21 protein-coding genes are annotated in these 18,480 nt (G+C 73.1%); 9 read left to right on the plus strand and 12 right to left on the minus strand.

Annotated features, from left to right (window positions below):
• Nucleotides 1–16 precede the first annotated feature (16 nt).
• From BLQ67_RS06885 to BLQ67_RS06920, 8 genes are all read right to left on the minus strand, one after another.
• Nucleotides 17–1,015: an LPXTG cell wall anchor domain-containing protein gene (locus BLQ67_RS06885; protein WP_092503649.1), complete on the minus strand. Its 999-nt coding sequence runs from the start codon at nucleotides 1,013–1,015 to the stop codon at nucleotides 17–19.
• 105 nt (nucleotides 1,016–1,120) lie between these two features.
• The gene (locus tag BLQ67_RS06890; RefSeq protein ID WP_092503651.1) at nucleotides 1,121–2,101 is read right to left on the minus strand and encodes an NAD(P)-dependent alcohol dehydrogenase; all 981 of its coding nucleotides are present in this window, start codon (nucleotides 2,099–2,101) and stop codon (nucleotides 1,121–1,123) included.
• A 6-nt stretch (nucleotides 2,102–2,107) separates the two neighbouring features.
• Nucleotides 2,108–2,599, minus strand: a complete 492-nt coding sequence (locus BLQ67_RS06895) for an SRPBCC family protein (RefSeq protein ID WP_092503653.1) — start codon at nucleotides 2,597–2,599, stop codon at nucleotides 2,108–2,110.
• Entirely contained in the window at nucleotides 2,599–2,952 is a 354-nt protein-coding gene (locus BLQ67_RS06900) for a UBP-type zinc finger domain-containing protein (RefSeq protein ID WP_092503655.1), read from the minus strand. The genes BLQ67_RS06895 and BLQ67_RS06900 overlap by 1 nt, the downstream gene beginning before the upstream one ends.
• Before the next feature lie 114 nt (nucleotides 2,953–3,066).
• Nucleotides 3,067–4,275 carry a hypothetical protein gene (locus BLQ67_RS06905; RefSeq protein WP_092503657.1) on the minus strand — a complete coding sequence of 403 codons (1,209 nt, stop codon included), beginning with the start codon at nucleotides 4,273–4,275 and terminating at the stop codon, nucleotides 3,067–3,069.
• Between the two features lie 192 nt (nucleotides 4,276–4,467).
• Complete coding sequence (locus tag BLQ67_RS16950; protein ID WP_092503659.1) at nucleotides 4,468–5,133, minus strand: LysM peptidoglycan-binding domain-containing protein; 666 nt, start codon at nucleotides 5,131–5,133, stop codon at nucleotides 4,468–4,470.
• Between the two features lie 177 nt (nucleotides 5,134–5,310).
• Nucleotides 5,311–6,891 carry a hypothetical protein gene (locus tag BLQ67_RS16955; RefSeq protein ID WP_092503661.1) on the minus strand — a complete coding sequence of 527 codons (1,581 nt, stop codon included), beginning with the start codon at nucleotides 6,889–6,891 and terminating at the stop codon, nucleotides 5,311–5,313.
• 293 nt (nucleotides 6,892–7,184) lie between these two features.
• Complete coding sequence (locus BLQ67_RS06920) at nucleotides 7,185–7,781, minus strand: TetR/AcrR family transcriptional regulator (protein ID WP_092503663.1); 597 nt, start codon at nucleotides 7,779–7,781, stop codon at nucleotides 7,185–7,187.
• Between the two features lie 170 nt (nucleotides 7,782–7,951).
• Between BLQ67_RS06920 and BLQ67_RS06925 the strand changes: the two genes are divergently transcribed.
• Entirely contained in the window at nucleotides 7,952–8,287 is a 336-nt protein-coding gene (locus BLQ67_RS06925; protein ID WP_092503665.1) for a TfoX/Sxy family protein, read from the plus strand.
• Nucleotides 8,288–8,397: 110 nt separating this feature from the next.
• On the opposite strand, the gene BLQ67_RS06930 is transcribed toward BLQ67_RS06925, so the two are convergent.
• From BLQ67_RS06930 to BLQ67_RS17005, 3 genes are all read right to left on the minus strand, one after another.
• A complete protein-coding gene (locus BLQ67_RS06930; RefSeq protein WP_092503667.1) occupies nucleotides 8,398–9,447 on the minus strand; it encodes an NAD(P)-dependent alcohol dehydrogenase in 1,050 nt (349 codons plus the stop codon).
• A 99-nt stretch (nucleotides 9,448–9,546) separates the two neighbouring features.
• On the minus strand, nucleotides 9,547–10,875 hold the full coding sequence (gene paaK / locus BLQ67_RS06935; RefSeq protein ID WP_092503669.1) for a phenylacetate--CoA ligase PaaK: 1,329 nt from the start codon (nucleotides 10,873–10,875) through the stop codon (nucleotides 9,547–9,549).
• 113 nt (nucleotides 10,876–10,988) lie between these two features.
• Complete coding sequence (locus tag BLQ67_RS17005) at nucleotides 10,989–11,585, minus strand: hotdog fold thioesterase (protein WP_331711992.1); 597 nt, start codon at nucleotides 11,583–11,585, stop codon at nucleotides 10,989–10,991.
• 137 nt (nucleotides 11,586–11,722) lie between these two features.
• Here BLQ67_RS17005 and paaA point away from each other — a divergent pair, with 137 nt between their 5' ends.
• From paaA to BLQ67_RS06980, 8 genes are all read left to right on the plus strand, one after another.
• A complete protein-coding gene (gene paaA / locus BLQ67_RS06945; RefSeq protein WP_092503671.1) occupies nucleotides 11,723–12,733 on the plus strand; it encodes a 1,2-phenylacetyl-CoA epoxidase subunit PaaA in 1,011 nt (336 codons plus the stop codon).
• On the plus strand, nucleotides 12,733–13,038 hold the full coding sequence (gene paaB / locus BLQ67_RS06950; RefSeq protein WP_092503672.1) for a 1,2-phenylacetyl-CoA epoxidase subunit PaaB: 306 nt from the start codon (nucleotides 12,733–12,735) through the stop codon (nucleotides 13,036–13,038). The genes paaA and paaB overlap by 1 nt, the downstream gene beginning before the upstream one ends.
• Nucleotides 13,039–13,138: 100 nt before the next feature.
• The gene (paaC, locus tag BLQ67_RS06955) at nucleotides 13,139–13,987 is read left to right on the plus strand and encodes a 1,2-phenylacetyl-CoA epoxidase subunit PaaC (protein ID WP_092506819.1); all 849 of its coding nucleotides are present in this window, start codon (nucleotides 13,139–13,141) and stop codon (nucleotides 13,985–13,987) included.
• Nucleotides 13,984–14,514, plus strand: coding sequence for a 1,2-phenylacetyl-CoA epoxidase subunit PaaD (gene paaD, locus BLQ67_RS06960; RefSeq protein ID WP_197674639.1), 531 nt, complete (start codon nucleotides 13,984–13,986; stop codon nucleotides 14,512–14,514). Before paaC ends, paaD begins: the two co-directional genes overlap by 4 nt.
• Nucleotides 14,514–15,632, plus strand: a complete 1,119-nt coding sequence (paaE, locus tag BLQ67_RS06965) for a 1,2-phenylacetyl-CoA epoxidase subunit PaaE (protein ID WP_092503674.1) — start codon at nucleotides 14,514–14,516, stop codon at nucleotides 15,630–15,632. Before paaD ends, paaE begins: the two co-directional genes overlap by 1 nt.
• A gap of 99 nt (nucleotides 15,633–15,731) precedes the next feature.
• Nucleotides 15,732–16,325: a DUF805 domain-containing protein gene (locus BLQ67_RS06970; protein WP_092503676.1), complete on the plus strand. Its 594-nt coding sequence runs from the start codon at nucleotides 15,732–15,734 to the stop codon at nucleotides 16,323–16,325.
• A 55-nt stretch (nucleotides 16,326–16,380) separates the two neighbouring features.
• The gene (locus BLQ67_RS06975) at nucleotides 16,381–17,151 is read left to right on the plus strand and encodes an enoyl-CoA hydratase/isomerase family protein (RefSeq protein WP_092503678.1); all 771 of its coding nucleotides are present in this window, start codon (nucleotides 16,381–16,383) and stop codon (nucleotides 17,149–17,151) included.
• Between the two features lie 274 nt (nucleotides 17,152–17,425).
• The gene (locus BLQ67_RS06980) at nucleotides 17,426–18,058 is read left to right on the plus strand and encodes a DUF805 domain-containing protein (RefSeq protein WP_092503680.1); all 633 of its coding nucleotides are present in this window, start codon (nucleotides 17,426–17,428) and stop codon (nucleotides 18,056–18,058) included.
• A 19-nt stretch (nucleotides 18,059–18,077) separates the two neighbouring features.
• On the opposite strand, the gene BLQ67_RS06985 is transcribed toward BLQ67_RS06980, so the two are convergent.
• A complete protein-coding gene (locus BLQ67_RS06985) occupies nucleotides 18,078–18,470 on the minus strand; it encodes a hypothetical protein (protein ID WP_092503682.1) in 393 nt (130 codons plus the stop codon).
• Between the last annotated feature and the right edge of the window lie 10 nt (nucleotides 18,471–18,480).

Genomic DNA, 18,480 nt, shown 5'->3' on the forward strand with positions numbered 1-18,480 from the left:
GTCGTGCGGTCGAGGATCAGACCGGCGGGGCGACCACGATCGGCACCGTCGACACCTCGGGAGCGCAGCCGGGGCCGGGCTCGAAGATGGTGTCGAGGGCGAGGCCGAGGTCGGGGAAGCCCGACTGGACGACCTCGGCCCCGGGGTGACGTGCCTCGACTGCCGCGTAGGCCGCGTCGGCCCGCTCCTGGAACGCCTCGCCGTCGGCGATCGCGAGCACGAGCTGCTGCGCCGCCTCGTCGTACGCGAGCGTCGCCAGCCACGGGATGGTCTCGGAGTCGGTGGTCTGCACGTCGCCCGGGCCGTACACGGTGAAGGGGATGATGACCGCGTTGGCCGTCGTCAGCTGGTACGAGACGCCCTCGGCCGCGAGCTCGTCGAACACCGCGGGCTCGAAGACGATCAGGCGCAGCTCCTCGGAGGGGCCCTCCTGCGGCACGGGGAGCGCGACGATGCGCTCGGGCAGCTCGACGGGCAGCTCGGCGACGGGCGTCGGCGTGAGGTCGAACGTCCACGACGCGGGCGCGCCGATCGCGAGCACGTAGCCGGGCTGCGCCGCGGCGGTCACGGTGAGCGTCAGTCCCTCCTGCGCCTCGGTGTACGTCACGCCCTCCTGCGTCGGGATGGAGATCGCCGGGGCGAGGCCGCACTGCGCGGCTGCGGTCGGCGCGGCGGGCGTCACGATGACGATCTCGGGGATCGTCGGCTCGGGGCGCGGGGGCAGCTCGGACGCGCTCGGGGCCACCTCGGACGGCTGCGTGGGCGCAGGAGCCGTGGGGGCCGTGACGCAGTCGCGCGTGCCGGCGTCGGCCTGCGCCGAGGGGGCCGCGGCGACGGAGCCGAGCGCGAGCGCGCCGACGATCGCGAGGGCTCCCACGCCGGTGAGCACGCGGCGGCGGGCAGCACCCGAGCGCAGCAGCACGCCGCCCGTCACGATGAGGGCGGCAGCGACGACGATGACGATCGGCCAGGTCGCGTCGCTCGCTCCGGTCTGCGGCAGCACGCACAGCTCCATGGGACCTCCTGGTCCGTCGATGTCTCTCGGCACCGAGCGGCCGCTCGATCTCCTGTCCCGATCCTATGGGACGCGTGAGGATTGTTCACGCACGATCGCGACGGCTCATCGCATCTCCGCGCGGTCGACGCGCACCACGAGCTTGCCCGCGACGTGCCCCTGCTCGAGCAGCGCGAGCGCGTCCGGCGCCGCGTCGAACGGCACGACCTCGGCGACGACAGGGCGCAGCGCCCCGCTCGCCGTCCAGGCGACGAGCTGCGCGAGGTCGAGGCTGCGCACCTGCGCGAGCATGCCGCGCAGGTGCACGCGCCGCACGACGCCCACCACGGATCGGCGCACGAGCGACGCGAGCGGGCCGAGCAGTCGTCCGCCGCCGAGGCCGCCCACCGTCACGACGCGGCCGCCGGGGGCGAGCATGCCCTGCAGCGTCGCGACCGACGCCGTCGAGACCGTGTCGATGACGACGTCGAATGGACCGGCGGGCGTCGCCGCGTCGCGGTCGTGCACGACGTCGACGCCGAGGTCGCGCAGCATCACGGCCCGGGCAGGCGAGGCGACCGCCTCGACGCGGGCCGCGCCCAGGATGCGCGCGAGCTGCACCGCCAGGTGCCCGACGCCGCCCGACGCACCCCACACGAGCACGCGCTCGCCGGCCTGGAGCGCCCCGACGTCGCGCAGCGCCTGCAGCGCAGTGACGCCCGCGACGGGCAGCGCTGCAGCCGCCTCCGACGACACCTCCGGCGGCAGCACCGCGAGGCTCTCCACTCGTACGCGCGCCACCTCGGCGAGCGCGCTGGCCGTCGAGCCCACGACGCGATCGCCGACCGCGACGCCCGTCACGTCGTCGGCGACCGCCACGACCGTGCCCGCGAGGTCCGCGCCGGCGACGCGCGGCGCCGCGACCCGCAGTCCGCGCTGCAGCCGCAGCATCCAGGGATCCCCGCGCACCTCGTGCCAGTCGAGCGGATTGAGCCCCACGGCCTCGACGCGCACGAGCACGCGGCCCTCGAGCAGCTCGGGCTCGGGCACGTCGACGATGCGCAGGTCGGCGGGCGGCCCGTACCGGTCGAAGGCGATGGCGCGCATGACGCGTCAGTGCACGGCGTCGGTCGTCGGGTCGGGCGCGCCGAGGGTCTGCTGGATGCGCTCGAGGGCCTTCGCCGCGTAGCCCTGCCACATCGACGCGATGAGCGGCGTCACGAGCGTGCCGATCGGGTTGCGCGGCTGCAGCCGCCACCGCCACGTCACGAGCGTGCCGCCGGTCGCGGGCGCGAACGTCCACTCACCGAGCACGCCGCGGAACAGCAGTGCGAACGGCCCCGTGAGGTCGCTCATCGTGTACGCGGCGCGACGCGGCGCATCCACCTCGCGCAGCGTCTCGACCATGGACGTCTCGTCGGCGAGCGCGATGCGGCGCGACCGCCCCACCGTCGTGCCCCAGCGACCCGAGCCGACGAGGTCGAGCGCGCCGACGATCGCGGGCAGCATGCGGTGGCCGCGGTCGAAGAAGCCCGTGAGCCCGTCGCCGAGCACCCGGTCGAACGCGACGTCGATCGGTGCGGCGACCACGATGGAGCGCTCCATCAGCGGTGGATCCGTCGGCGCCAGTCGTCGGGCACGCGGCCGGCGGGACCGGGTGCGGGCTGCGACTCGGGGCGTGCGGTGGGCGGGGCGAGCTCGAGGCCGTCGACCGACTCCTCCGCGTCGAAGCTCCAACCCCAGTCCTCGCCGGGCTCGAACGACTGCATGACGCGGTGGCCCGTGACGTTCCAGTGGGCCGTCGCGTGCTGGCCGGGCGACGAGTCGCAGCAGCCGACGTGCCCGCAGGCGGCGCAGCGGCGCAGGTGCACCCACCAGCCGCCCGCCTCGTCGCACTCGGCGCAGTCCGTGCCGCTCGGCGGCACCGTCGCATCCACGTCTCCCGGGAGCAGGTCCATGCTCGTGAGCGTACGCGTGAGACGCCTGACGCGACAGCACGACGCGTGCGCGGGCCCAGGCAGCACGACGCCCCGGATGCTCGGGGCATCCGGGGCGTCGGCGTCTTCGGGCGGCTAGCGCTCGTCGACGGGGGTCGTCGCGTCGACGACCTCCTCGTCCGAGGCCGGTGCTGCGTCGGTCTCGGACGGGGCTGCGGGCGCCTCGGTCGCGGGCGCCTCGGATGCGGGCGCCTGCGTCGAGGGCGACTCGAGCGCCGGCGACTCGACGGGTGCGTCGTCGAGCGACTCGAGGCGGTCGATCGCCTCGTCGAGGGCCGGTGCGAGGCCGTCGAGGATCGCACGGGGCGCGGGCATCGGCTGGAACACGAGGTCGAGCGGCACGACCTGCGTCACGGTCTCGCAGCCGACGCCGGGCTCGTACGAGGCCACGATCTGCAGGCCGTCGTAGATGTCGGCCTCCGACTCGAGGTCGGCCTCGATCCTGGCGTCGGGGTAGAGGGCTTGCAGCTCCTCACCGGCCGCGGTGACCGCAGCGAACAGGTTCTCGAACGAGAACTCCTCGGAGACGAGCAGGTACTCGCCGCGCTCGAAGTCGTACGAGAGCTCGGCGGGGATGGGCGCCGACGCGGTGCGGCGGTCGAGCTCCTCGTCGGTCTCGGGGTCGTAGGCGACGAGGTCGATCTCCATGCGCCAGCCGGAGCCGTCGAGCGCGTACGTGACCTCGCCGGCGTCGGCAGCCGCCTGGAGGGCGGGCACGAGCTCGGGGTCGATCGGCGTGAGGTACGCGCCGCCGAGCCAGGGCGTGCCCTCGCTCGGGTATGCGGCGGTGCGCTCGGGCAGCTCGACGGGCCACGGGGCCGCGCTCGTCGCCGTCATGTCGAAGGTCCACGTCGTGGTGGCGCCGGCGACGAAGGCGTAGCCCGCGGCGGGCACGGCGGTGACGGTGAGCGTCGATCCCGTGCGGGCCTGCGTGTACGTGACGCCCTGCGTCGAGGGGATCTGCACCGTCGGCTCCGCCGCGCACTGCAGCGCGGCCGTCGGGATGCCGGGGGCGACGAGGGTCGCAGCGGACACCTCGTCGCCCACCGGCGCCGTGACGCAGCTCGTCGAGCCGGCATCGGCCTGCGCGGGTGCCGCGCCGCCGATCGAGCCGGCGACGAGCGCGCCGATGATCGCGAGCGCGCCCAGGCCAGTGAGCACGCTCCTGCGCGCACGCCCGCTCGCCGTGAGGGCGATGCCGGCTGCGATGAGCACGGCGGCGACGACGGCGACGAGCATCCAGGGCTCGGTGCTGCCGGTCTGCGGGAGGACGCACAGATCCATGAGGTTCCGTTCTCGATGTCAATGACGGCATCGAGCGCGGGGCCCGACCTGTGTCGACCCTATGGATGCGCGGGTGCGCCCGCCACGAAACTCCGAGGGATCCTCACAGGTGTCCCCCGAAGTCGTCGAGGGGACGGATCGGAGACGCGAACGGCGGCGGCCGGATCGCTCCGGCCGCCGCCCTCGGCGCGGTCAGGAGGCGGGCAGCACGAGCTGCTGGCCCGCGAAGATGACGTCGGGGTCGCTGATGACGCCCTGGTTCACCGCGGCGATGCCGAGGTAGCCGCTCGCGACGCCGTTGGCCGCCGCGATGCCCGAGAGCGTGTCGCCCGGCTGCACCGTGATCGTCCGATCCGACGGTGCGACGTCGGGCAGCTGCTGCGCGGGTGCTGCGGGCGCGGCGGGTGCTGCCTCCGCGGGCGCTGCCGGGGCAGCCTCTGCGGGCGCCGGCTGCGGCGCGGGTGCCGCGGCGCTCGGCTCTGCCGCGCCCGTCGCGCCGATCTGGGCCGAGCACGACGGCCACGCACCCCATCCCTGGCTCGCGAGCGTGTTCTCGGCGACGCGGATCTGCTCCTCGCGCGACGCGGCGGCCGGGTTGCCCGTGCCGCCGTTCGCCTCCCACGTCGACTGCGAGAACTGCAGTCCGCCGTAGTAGCCGTTGCCGGTGTCGATCGCCCAGTTGCCGCTCGACTCGCACTGCGCGAGCGCATCCCACGTGGCGTCGTCGGCCGCGTTCGCGGTCGTCGGCGCGAGCAGCATCGCGGCTGCGACGGCGACGCCGGTCGTGGCGGTGGCGAGTCCAGCGCGACGTGCGCGCTTCGTGCGCGTGATCCGGCGGGTGTCGAAGGTGTCCTGCATGGTGCACTCCACGGCCCCACCTCGACGAGACGTCGCCCACCCGACCGGAACGCTTCGATTCCATGGCACGAGGGGCTCTCGGGGCGGATGCGGCGGCGGCCCCTCGCGGTACGGCGAGCGACGGTACACGGGCGCGGGACGCGGCGTCGAATCGGGCCCCGCTCCCGCGCCCGGGGCTCAGCGTCTGGCGACGCGCACCGCGGCGCCGAGGGCGACGAGCAGGCCACCCACGAGCATGACGAGCAGCAGCGGCTCTCCACCGGTTCGCGGCAGGGTCGCCTCCTGTGCCACCGCGACGGCCGTCGCGGGCTGCACGGCAGCTGCAGTCGGCGTCGCGGCGACGGGCTGCTCGGAGGCGGCGGGAGTGCCGACCTCGGTGGGCACCTCGCCAGCGTCGACGGCCGGGACGTCGGTCGCCGGCGACTCCTCGCTCGGCGTCGGCTGGTCCGTCGCCGGCGGCTCGGTCGGCGGCACCGGCTCGGTCGGCGGGTCGACTGCGGGGACGTCGACGCCAGGCTCGGACGGCGTGGGCTGCGACGGCGTGGGCTCGCTCGGGGCCGGCTCGGACGGCGTGGGCTGCGACGGCGTCGGCTCGGACGGCGTGGGCTCGGACGGGGTCGGATCGGACGGCGTGGGCTGCGACGGCGTCGGCTCGCTCGGCGCGGGCTCGGACGGGGCGGGCTCGGACGGGGTCGGCTCGGACGGGGTCGGCTCGGACGGGGCGGGCGACACCGGAGGCGTCGATGCAGGGCAGGTGCGAGCCGGGAACGTCCACGAGCGACCCGTGTCCGTGGTGATGACGTACTTCCCGTCGACCGGCGCGATGCGCGTGCCATCGGCATCGGTGTGGATGCCCGACCGGGCAGGCACGAGGTAGTCGACGCCGTTGATCGTGTAGGTCACGTCGACGGTCGACGAGCCGTTGTCGAGCACGAAGGCCGCGTCGCACGCACCCACGTAGTCCTGGATCTGCGGCGAGACGACGCACTCGCGAGCCGGGAACGTCCACGAGCGACCGGTGTCGGTCGTGATGACGTACTTCCCGTCGACCGGCGCGATGCGCGTGCCATCGGCATCGGTGTGGATGCCCGAGCGGGCAGGCACGAGGTAGTCGACGCCGTTGATCGTGTAGGTCACGTCGACGGTCGACGAGCCGTTGTCGAGCACGAAGGCCGCGTCGCACGCACCCACGTAGTCCTGGATCTCGGGATGCACGACGGCGGGCTCGCTCGGCGCCGGCTCGCTCGGCGCGGGCTCGCTCGGCGTGGGCTCCTCGTCCACGGGCGTGGTCGTGCAGATCGGGTCCTGCCCGCCCTCGCCGAAGTGCTCGTCGAACCCATCCACCTGCACCCAGATCACGCAGTAGCCGTCGGCGGGCAGCTGCTGCTGCGCACCGCTGAAGGGGTAGTACGACTGGCCGATGTAGGCGCCGCCGGGCTGGCCGTTGTTGGGGTCGAAGTGACGGGTGATCTGCATGGGCGTCCAGTCGGCGCCACGAGCACGGTAGGTCTCGCCCGGGGTGTACTGCGACACGGGGATGACCTGCGCGTTGACGTGGCCGTTGGCGCGGAAGGTCTGACCGTCGGGCAGGGTGACGCCCGAGGCGGACACCGTGTACGGCGTCGGCGCGTCGGAGCCGCCGGCCATCGCCGGTGCGGCGACGACGAGCGCGGTGATCGGCAGCAGCAGCGCTCCGGCAGTGGCGACGGCGGCGAGCGCGAGTCGGCGCGTGCGGGCACGCAGGGTGGGACGAGGCATGGGGCTCTTCTCGAGAGGGTGCGCTCGTTCCGGAGCGCGGCGGGCATGAGGTCGCGAGCGTCGCGTGGGTCATGCGGCCACGAACGAGACTCCTACGAATTCGAAGGAGACCGTTGAGATAGATGAGGAATGCACGAGAACGCTAACGCGATCGACGCCGCAGGTGCACGCATTGGAGGAATGCTCAGATCGTCGTACCCCGACGGATCGGCGACGGAATCCGAAGCGGACCAGCGGGCCGTGCGACGAGATCCGCACAGTTCCCAGGAATCCCCCAGGAACGGCGCAGCGACTCAGCGGGCGCGGATGCCGTCGAGCGCGATGGTGAGCAGGTCGTCGGCGAGGCGGCTCGCATCCTCGGGACCGCCCGGCCGGTACCACTCGACGATCGAGTTCACCATGCCGAACAGCAGGCGCTCGACGATGCGCGCATCCACGTCGGCGCGCACGGCGCCCGCATCCTGCGCCTCGCGCACGAGCGCCTGCATCGCGCGGTCGAACGCGCGGCGGCGGCGCACGGCGTCGCGCTCGACGTCGGTGTTGCCGCGCACGCGCAGCAGCAGCGTGACCTCCGAGAGCCGGTCGACGAGCACGTGCACGGCGCCGCGCAGCACGTGCGCGAGGCGATCCTCGGCGGGGCCACCGAGCGCCTCCGACTCGATGACGACGGCTTCGAGCCCACCGAGCGCCTGGTCGAGCGCCGCTGCGAGCAGCGCCTCCTTCGACGCGAAGTGGTGGTAGATCGCCGACTTCGACAGCCCGAGCCGCTCGGCGAGCATCGCGATCGACGTCGCGTCGTAGCCGTGCTCGATGAACGCCGACACGGCGACGGCGAGGATGCCGGCACGGTCGTACCCGGGGCGTCCCCTGCGCTGCTCGACGTCGGTCATCCGTCCATCTTCCCGGATGCGGGGTGCCGGCCGGGCTCGGTGAGCTTGCGTTTTGCAGGTGATTCCGGCTTTCAAGGGAACATTCCCCTCAGGACCCGGAATCGCCTGCAAAACGCAGACCACCAGCCGGACGGGTTCCGCACGTCGGCGGTCGGTGCCATGCTCGGCGCATGGCCATCGACGAGGGGCTCGTCGCCCGCATCCGCCCGCTGCTCGAGCCGCACGAGCCGGTCGACGAGAAGCGCATGTTCGGCGGCCTGGCCTTCCTCGTGCACGGTCACATGACCGTGTGCGTCACGAGCCACCGCAGCCTCATGGTGCGGGTGCGCGAGGAGGACAGGGATGCGCTGCTCGCGCTCGACGGCGCGGGCGAGATGGTGATGCGCGGCAGCGCGACGAGGACGTGGGTGCTGATGTCCGGCCCGGTGCTCGACGACGACGCCGCGCTCGCCGAGTGGGTCGAGCGCGGCGTCGAGACGGTCGAGGACCTGCCGCCGAAGGCGTGAGCCGTCGCAGCAGTCGCGTTTCGCAGGCGATTCCGGGTCTTGAGGGGAATGCTCCCTCGAGAGGCGGAATCGCCTGCAAAACGCAACCGGGGGCGGTGCCGGGTCGCGCGTCAGCCCGCGTGCGGCACGATGACGGCGCGCGCGTCGAGCGTGCCCTCCTCGAGCCTGCGGTACGCCTCGGGGGCGTCCTCGAGCGAGAAGCGCTCGACGTCGGGCACGATCTGCCCGCGCTGGTACATCGCGACGACCTCGTGCAGGTCGGCGATCGAGCCCCAGTACGTGTTGGTGATGACGGCCTCGTAGGGGTTCGTGAAGAACGACCACGACACCTCGCCGCCGGCGATGCCCACGACCGACAGGCGGCCGCCGCGCGCGAGCACGGCCTGGCCGAGCTGGATCGTCGGCGTCGCGCCGACGAGGTCGAAGACCGCATCCACGCCCGTGCCGCCCGTGGCCTCGCGCAGCTGCGCGGCCTGGTCGCCGGATGCGTCGATCGCGATCGCGCCGCGCGCGACGGCGCGGTCGACGGCATCCTGCTTGCGGTCGGTGACGTAGACCGTCGCGCCGGTGAGGGCCGTGAGGATCTGCACGGCGATCTGGCCGAGACCGCCGAGGCCGATGACGAGCGCCGTCGACCCGCCCTTCGCGAGCACCGGCAGGGCGAGCGAGATCGCGTGGTACGGCGTGAGCGCGGCGTCGGCGAGCGGCGCGGCGGCCACGGGGTCGGCGTCGCCGAGCGGCACGAGGTTGCGGGCGGGCACGGTGACGTACTCGGCCATGCCGCCGTCGCGGCCGAGGCCCGTCGCGAGGTACGGCATCTCGGCGACGCGCTCGCAGTACGTGTCCTGGCCCTTCGAGCACGGCACGCAGCGACCGCAGCCGATGGGGCCGTAGACGAGGAACGCCTCGCCGAGCGCGATGCCCGTGACGCCCTCACCCAGCTCCTCGGCCCATCCGGAGGTCTCGTGGCCGAGCGTGAACGGGGGCGTCATGCCCTTCGGCGCCGTCGCGGCCTCGAAGTCGTCGTACGCGGCGACGTCGGAGTGGCACGCACCCGCGCCCGCGACCTTCAGCAGCACCTCGCCGGGGCCGGGCGTCGGCCGGTCCACGTCCTGCAGGGTGGGCTTCGTCTTCCAGTCGGTGAATCGCAGCGCGCGCACGGGGGTGCCTCCAAGGTCGTCGGTGGGCCACCCGCCAGGCTACGCCTCTGCAGGGTTGATGGTCTCGGCCCGATGCGACCTCGCATCGGGCCGAGACCCTCAACGCTCGCGGAGGTCGTAGACGCGCTTGAGCTTGCCCTCGCTGCGGGGCAGGTGCCCGGGCTGGATGAGGCGCACCGCCACCGACGTGCCGATCCGCTCCTTCACCCGCTGCTGCAGCAGGTCGGCCGCGGCCTGGGCTGCCGCATCCGACGCCTCCGGATCGGGCTCGATGCCGACCGTGAGCGCATCCATGCGCCCGTTGCGCGTCAGCTCGAGCACGAAGTGCGGCGACAGGTCGTCGATGCCGAGCGCGATCTCCTCGATCTGCGTCGGGAACAGGTTCACGCCGCGCAGGATGATCATGTCGTCGTTGCGGCCCGTGATCTTCTCGATGCGGCGCATGCCCGTGCGGCCCGAGCCGGGCAGCAGGCGCGTGAGGTCGCGCGTGCGGTAGCGCAGCACGGGGAACGCCTCCTTCGTGAGCGACGTGAACACGAGCTCGCCGACCTGGCCGTCGGGCAGCGGCGCCCCGTCGGCGTCGATGATCTCGGGCAGGAAGTGGTCCTCCCAGATGTGCGGGCCGTCCTTCGTCTCCACGCACTCGCTGCCGACGCCGGGACCCATGACCTCCGAGAGGCCGTAGATGTCGACGGCGTCGATGTCGAGGCGCTCCTCGAGCTCGCGGCGCATCTCGTTCGTCCACGGCTCGGCGCCCAGCACCGCGACCTTGAGGCTCGTGGAGCGCGGGTCGACGCCGGCCGCCTCGAGCGCATCCGCGATCGTGAGCAGGTACGAGGGCGTGCAGAGGATGGCGTCGGGCTCGAAGTCGCAGATGAGCTGCGCCTGGCGCGCGGTCTGCCCGCCGGACATGGGGATGACGGTCGCGCCGAGCCGCTCGATGCCCGCGTGCGCGCCGAGCCCGCCGGTGAAGAGGCCGTAGCCGTACGCGTTGTGCACCTTCATGCCGCGGCGGATGCCGGCGGCGCGCAGGCTGCGCGCCACGAGGTCGCCCCAGCGGTCGAGGTCGCCGGCCGTGTAGCCGACGACGGTCGGCTTGCCGGTCGTGCCGCTCGACGCGTGGATGCGCGCCACCTGCTCCATCGGCACCGCGAACATGCCGAACGGGTACGTCTCGCGCAGGTCGGCCTTCGTCGTGAACGGCAGGCGGGCGACGTCGGCGAGCGTGCGGATGTCGGCGGGGGCGACGCCGGCGGCGTCGAGCTTGGCCGTGTACAGCGGCACGTTGGCGTAGGCGTGGTGCACCGTCTGCTGCAGGCGCTCGAGCTGCAGCGCCTCGAGGTCGGCGCGGCTCAGGCGCTCCTCGGGGTCGCGGTCGGCGTCGGGCGCGGCGACCACGCGGGTGCGCTCGGGGTTCGTGATCGTCATCTCAGACTCCTTCGTCTGCGTCTCGTCGATGACTGGGCACTAGATGCTGTCATTCGGGCGTTCTCACGACATCTACTGCCCACTCGCGGACATCAAGTGCCCAGTCGGTGGTCTCAAGGGGTGGGGAGGGGGCGGGCGGTGGTGAACGAGCGGCCGCGGAACTCCGCCACGACGTCGCCCGTCTCGTCGGTGACCTGCACGTCGTAGAGGCCCGATCGGCCGTGCTGCGTGCGACGCACCGCGGTGGCGGTGAGCGTCTGGCCGGGATGCGTCGACTTGAGGAACGTGACGTCGGCGCCCTGCGCCACCGTCATCGCCTCGCCGTCGTTGCATGCGATCGCGAACGCCGTGTCGGCGAGCGCGAACACGAGGCCGCCGTGGGTGATGGCGAACCCGTTCGTGAGCTCGGGGCGCACGACCATCGACGTGACGGCGAGGCCGTCCTCGTCGCGCTCGACGCGCATGCCCAGGAGGGCCGAGGCGGCGTCGCGCTGCAGCATCGCCCGCGTGTGCGGGCGCGCCGCGGCGACGGCGTCGCCCGAGATGCCGGCTGCGGGCGCCGGGGTGGCGCCGTCGAACGCGTCGTCGAGGCCCGAGGCGTCGGGGGCGGATGCGTGACCCGTGTCGGGCGCGGTGACGGCGGACGCATCGGATGCCGCCCCGCCGACCGCGCGCTCGGCGTCGGCTCGGGTCGTCGCTGCGTCGGCCATCCGCACTCCCTCGTGCTCGAGCATCCGCGGCCGGGGTGTTCCGGATCGCGTCGTGCCGCTATAGTAACTGAACGATCGTTCGGTAATCCAGTCGGGCCGACCAGGAGCATCCGCGATCGACGAAGAAGGAGTCGACGATGACCGCACCCCTCGCCCCCGCGAGCGCTCAGGGCGATGCCCGAGCGACCGCCGAGCAGGCCGCGATCGACGAGGCCGGCCAAGCCCGGTTCGACGCGCTCATCGAGGCCGACGGCCGCATCGAGCCGCGCGACTGGATGCCCGCCGCCTACCGCAAGACGCTCGTGCGGCAGATCTCGCAGCACGCGCACTCCGAGATCATCGGCATGCAGCCCGAGGCCAACTGGATCACGCGCGCGCCGAGCCTCAAGCGCAAGGCCATCCTCATGGCCAAGGTGCAGGACGAGGCGGGCCACGGCCTCTACCTCTACTCCGCGGCGCAGACGCTCGGCATCGGCCGCGAGGAGATGACCGACCAGCTCATCGCCGGCCGCGCCCGCTACTCGTCGATCTTCAACTACCCCACGCCGACGTGGGCCGACATGGGCGCCATCGGCTGGCTCGTCGACGGCGCCGCGATCGCCAACCAGGTGCCGCTGTGCCGCGCCTCGTACGGCCCGTACGGCCGCGCGATGGTGCGCATCTGCAAGGAGGAGTCGTTCCACCAGCGCCAGGGCTTCGAGATCCTGCTCGAGCTGAGCCAGGGCACGGATGCGCAGCACGCGATGGCGCAGGATGCGGTCGACCGCTGGTACTGGCCGTCGCTCATGATGTTCGGCCCGCCCGACGACGAGTCGCCGAACTCGGCGCAGTCGATGGCGTGGAACATCAAGCGCTTCTCGAACGACGAGCTGCGCCAGCGCTTCGTCGGCATGCTCGTGCCGCAGGCCGAGGTGCTGGGCCTCACGCTGCCCGACCCGAACCTGCGCTGGAACGACGAGACGCAGGCGTACGACATGAGCGAGATCGACTGGACGGAGTTCCACGAGGTGCTCGCCGGTCGCGGCCCGTGCAACGCGCAGCGCCTGCAGCACCGCCGCCAGGCGCACGACGACGGCGCCTGGGTGCGCGAGGCGGCGCACGCCTACGCGACGAAGCAGGCGGCGGCGACCGAGCAGGCGGCCGCCTGATGGCCACGCCCGGCGAGCTCGGCACCGAGGCCTGGCCCCTGTGGGAGGTCTTCGTGCGCGCGAATCGCGGCCTGAGCCACGTGCACGTGGGCTCGCTGCACGCGCCCGACGCGACCATGGCCATCCGCAACGCCCGCGACCTCTACACGCGGCGCGGCGAGGGCGTGTCGATCTGGGTGATGCCGGCCGACGGCATCACGACGAGCGACCCCGACGAGAAGGGCGAGTGGTTCGAGAGCCCGGCGGGCAAGAACTTCCGCCACGCGATCTACTACACGAAGACCGAAGGCGTGAAGCACCTGTGATCGTCACCGAGCGCGCGACCGGAGTGATTGGCGACTTCGGCACGGATGAAGTCGCCAATCGGTGGCAGGAGTCGCCAATCACCGGATGGGCGGTGACGCGATGAGCCACGACATCAGCACGGGCGTCGAGGGCGAGGAGACGCACGGCGACGTGAGCGTCGACGAGCTCGCGCTCAGCGTCGAGCTCGCGGGCGCCGACGGCGCCGTCGCGACGCCCGACACGGCCGAGTACGCCATGTGGCTCGGCGACGACGCGCTCATCCTCGCCCAGCAGCTGGGCTGGTGGATCTCGCGCGCCCCCGAGCTCGAGGAGGACGTCGCGCTCGGCAACATCGGGCTCGACGTGCTCGGCCACGCCCGCTCGTTCCTGCGCTACGCCGGCACCGCCGACGGTCGCACCGAGGACGACCTCGCGTACTGGCGCGACGAGCCCGCCTTCCGCAGCGCGTGGCTCTTCGAGGCGCCGAACGGGCACTTCGGCGACACGATCGCGCGGCAGCTCGTCGCATCCGCGTTCCAGCTCGAGCTCTACCGTCGCCTCGCCGACTCCGCCGACCCCGCGCTCGCGGCGATCGCCACGAAGTCGGTGAAGGAGGTCGCGTACCACCTCGACCACGCCGTGCAGTGGATGCTGCGCCTCGGCGGCGGCACGGAGCTCTCGCACGAGCGCATCCAGCAGTCGCTCGTCGACGTGTGGCCGTTCGTCGACGAGCTGTTCCGCGACGAGCCGGTGATCGATCGGCTCGAGGGCGTCGCCGTGCGCCCCTCGACCCTGCGCGAGCCCGTGCTGGCGCGCATCCAGGCGATCCTCGACGCCGCAGGCCTCGAGACGCCGAGCGTCGAGCCGTCGATGGCGGGCGGGCGCCGCGGCAGCCACTCGACGCGCCTGGGCTACCTGCTCGCCGAGATGCAGGTGCTCGCGCGCTCGCACCCGGGGGCGACGTGGTGACCGCGCTCGCCGCCCGCGCCGCGACGCCCGAGGCCGCGGGCGACGCGTCGAGCCGTGCCGCGTGGGAGGTCGCCGCCCAGGTGACCGACCCCGAGGTGCCCGTGCTCACGATCGCCGACCTCGGCGTGCTGCGCTCGGTCGCGAGCGACGGACGCGCTGCGCACGTCGTGCTCACGCCCACCTACTCGGGCTGCCCCGCGATCGACCAGATGCGCGACGACGTCGTGCTGCAGCTCACCGCCGCCGGCTACGGCGACGTGCGCGTCGACTTCACGCTCACGCCGGCGTGGACGACCGATTGGATGAGCGCCGACGGCCGCGCGAAGCTGCGCCGCTACGGCATCGCCCCGCCCAACGGCAAGGCGCCGCATCTCGACGGCCCCGTGCGCCTGACGATGGCCGTGAAGTGCCCGCGTTGCGACTCGCTCGACACGCGCGAGCTCGCCCGCTTCGGCTCCACCTCGTGCAAGGCGCTCTACGAGTGCCGCTCGTGCCTCGAGCCCTTCGACTTCTTCAAGGTGCTCTGATGGCCGCGCAGAACCTCACGCCGCCGCGCACGCGTCGCGGGCAGTTCCACCGCCTCGAGGTCGCCGACGTGCGCCCGCTCACGGCCGAGAGCGTCGAGGTGACGTTCGCGGTGCCGCCCGAGCTGCACGGCCAGTACGACTACGTCGCGGGCCAGCACGTGGCCCTGCGCGCCACGATCGACGGCCGCGAGGTGCGTCGCTCGTACTCGATCTGCCGCCCGCCGACCCCCGGATCCGTGTCGGTCGCGATCAAGCGCGACCTCGGCGGCGTCTTCTCGTCGTGGGCGAACGAGACGCTCGAGCCGGGCACGGCCGTGGACGTGATGAGCCCACAGGGCACGTTCACGTCGGGCCTCGACGAGCTCGCGGGCACCCACGTCGTCGGCATCGCCGCGGGCAGCGGCATCACGCCGCTCATGGCGATGGCGCACCGCGTGCTCGGGTCGGCCGACGACTCGCGCTTCACGCTCGTCTACACGAACCGCTCGCAGCTCGACGTGATGTTCGTCGAGGAGCTCGCCGACCTCAAGGACCGCTACCGCGGCCGCCTCGCGCTGCACCACGTGCTCACGCGCGAGCAGCGCACCGCTCCCCTGCTGTCCGGCCGCATCGACGAGGAGCGCCTCGGCCGCATCCTCGACGCCCTCATCCCGCCCGCGACGGTCGACGAGTGGTTCCTGTGCGGGCCGTTCGAGCTGGTGCAGCTGTGCCGAGACGTGCTCGAGGCACGCGGCGTCGACGCGAGCCACGTGCGCTTCGAGCTGTTCACGACGGGCCGACCGGAGCGCGTCGAGGGGGATGCTGGCCGCCCGGTCGACGTGCGCAAGGGCGAGCCCACGTGGCGCCTCGACTTCACGCTCGACGGCCAGTCGGCGAGCGTCGAGAGCCCGGTCGCGGCGAACGAGTCGATCCTCAACGCGGCGCTGCGCGTGCGGCAGGACGTGCCGTTCGCGTGCGCGGGCGGCGTGTGCGGCACGTGCAGGGCGCGCGTCGTCGAGGGCAGCGTGTCGATGACCGAGAACTACGCGCTCGAGCCCGACGAGATCGACCGCGGCTACGTGCTCACGTGCCAGTCGCATCCGAAGGGCGAGCGCGTCGTCGTCGACTACGACGGCTGACGCGTCGTCGACGACGACAGCTGACGCGCGGTCGACGACGGCTGCGCCGTCGTCGACCTTCGCACCGCGCGTCCAGTGCATCCGCGCGAGGATCGTCGCATGACCTCCCCGGCAGCAGGCGTCCCCATCGGCGTGCCCGTGCACGGCATCGGCTTCAGCGCGGCCGTCGGCCGCTTCTTCCGCGGCTACGTCGCGTTCGGCGGCCGCGCGAGCCGCGGCGAGTACTGGTGGCCGCAGCTCGTGCTCGGCATCTACGTCTTCGTGGTGATGATCGTCGCGTTCGCGATCGCGGGCGTCGCGATCTGGGATGCCGCGTCGCACCCGACACCCGAGGTCGCGCGCATCCTGCCCGCGATCCTGCTTCCCACCATCGTGATGGTCGTGCTGATGCTGCCGCTCACGCTGCCGTCGTACGCGATCGGTGCGCGACGCATCCGCGACGCCGGCTTCTCGGGGTGGCTCATGCTGCTGTGCCTCGTGCCGGGCGGCTCGATCGTGCCGCTCGTCATGGCATTCCTCCCGTCGAAGCCCGACCTCGGGCCTGGCGCGCCGTTCGGGCAGCAGGCTCCGTACGGACAGGCGCCGTACGGGCAGCAGCCCGCACCGTACGGGCAGGCGCCGTACGGCCAGCCGCCCTCCGGCCAGCCCGGCCAGCCGGGCCAGCCCACGCAGCAGCAGCCATACGGCCGTTGAGCCTCGCATCCCCTCGCCCAGCACGAGAGGATGGATGCGAGCGCGAAGGAGCAGCATGATCGACCTCACCATCGAGCACGACGTCGCCGAGATCACCCTCGACGCACCCCAGCGCCGCAACGCGCTCGACGAGACGGCCATCCAGGACCTCGCCATGGCGGTCGCCGACGCGGAGTCGGCGGGCGTGCGCGCGCTCGTGCTGCGCGGCGAGGGTCCGTCGTTCTGCGCCGGCCGTGACATCTCGGAGGTCGACCCGGCGACCGACGACGTCCAGGGCTTCCTCGGCCACCGCGTGCAGCCGCTGCTCGAGCACCTCAGCGCCTTCCCCGCGCCCACGTTCGCGGCGGCGCACGGCGCGTGCCTCGGCGTGGGCCTCGGCCTGCTCGTCGCGACCGACGTCGTCTACGTCGCGGAGTCGGCGAAGATCGGCAGCCCGTTCGCGAACCTCGGCGCGACGCTCGACTCGGGCGGCCACGCGCTGTTCGTCGAGCGCCTCGGCACCCACCGCACGCTCGACCTCGTCTACTCGGGTCGGCTCATGACCGGCGCGGAGGCCGTCGCCGCCGGGCTGTTCTCGCAGGCGCTGCCCGACGACGAGGTGCTGGATGCGACGCGCGCCGCCGCCGCCCACGCGGCGCAGGGTGCGACGCTCGCGTTCCGCGCATCCAAGGAGCTCGTGCGCGAGCTGCGCGACGAGCGCCTCGGCCTGTGGCGGTCGATGGCGCACGAGACGCGGGCGCAGGCGCGACTGGCGCGCTCCGACGACTACGTCGAGGGCTTCGCCGCGTTCCAGCAGAAGCGCACGCCCACGTTCCGCGGTCGCTGACCGGGGAACCGCCGCCCCACCAGCTGGTCGAGGAGCGCGCGAGCCCGAAGGGCGAGCACGCGTCACGAGACCACGCGACTCGCGGCTCCTGCCCAGCCGTGCGCATGGTCGCGTCGAGCGAGCACGTCGCGAGGTCTCGTGACGGCTCCTCGCCTGCGGCTCGGGGCCTCCTCGACCAGCAGCACGGGGGCGCGACCCCAAGCCGCGCGGCGACGGATCAGACGCCCCAGAAGTCCGCCGCCGACTCCCAGGTGGATCGGGCGAGGATGGCGGCATGGCCATCCCGACCCCTGGCGCCGCCGTGCCGCTCGACCAGCCCATCTACGGCGCGACGTTCCGCCAGTCGGTCTCGCGGCTCTTCCGCAAGTACGCGACCTTCACGGGCCGCGCGAGCCGCAGCGAGTTCTGGTGGACGCAGCTGTTCACGAACGTCGTCGTGCTCGCCGCGACGGTGCCGCTCATGGTGACGCTCGTCGGGCAGATCGCGTCGACGATCGGATACGCCGTGTCGGCGAGCAGCGTCGGCTCGACGGGCTCGTCGACGATGCCGATCGACATCATCGGATGGATGCTCGGCTCCATCGTCGCGATGCTGCCCCTCTTCGTCATCGCCTTCGCCCTCATGGTGCCGACGTACGCGCTCGGCGCGCGACGCCTGCACGACGCGGGGCTCAGCGGCTGGTTCATGGCGCTCGCTCCCGTCACGGGCGGCGTCGCCGTGCTCGTCATCGGCTTCCTGCCGTCGAAGGTCGAGGGCCTGCGATACGAGCAGCCGGGCTCGGTGCCGCTGCTCGCCCCCGGCCTCGTCGTGCCGGCGCCCGGGTTCGGCGCCGCGCCGCAGGCGGGCGCCCCGTACGGCGTCGTCGGTCAGCCGTTCGGGTACGCGCCGTCGGGTCAGCCGCGCTGACCCACCACGACGCCCAGCGTCAGGCGTCGGTGATCGTCACGAACAGGCGGTCGCCCTCGACCTCCAGCAGCACGACGTGGCTGCCGTCGCCGTACGTCGACGCGCCCTGCTCGGCGAAGCCGTCGGCCATGAGCTCGGCGGCGTAGTCGTCGACCGAGCCACCCTGCAGGTCGTAGGTCGCCGAGAAGGCGATGATGAGGTCGGTCTCCTCGATGAGCGGCAGGTCGGGCCGCGGCACCGACGACGGCCACGCGCCCGCCGACTCGCCGCCGCCGCTCAGGAGGTCGACGCCGCCGCCCGCATCCGCTCCCTCGGCGCATCCCGTCAGCAGCGCCGCCGCGACGGCCGCGCATGCGACGAGGGGCAGCGCCCGCCCGAAGGCGGGGGCTGCCCCTCGTCGGCTCGCACGCATGCGCTCACCC

The organism is Agrococcus jejuensis (assembly GCF_900099705.1).
GTDB classification, from domain to species: Bacteria; Actinomycetota; Actinomycetes; order Actinomycetales; family Microbacteriaceae; genus Agrococcus; species Agrococcus jejuensis.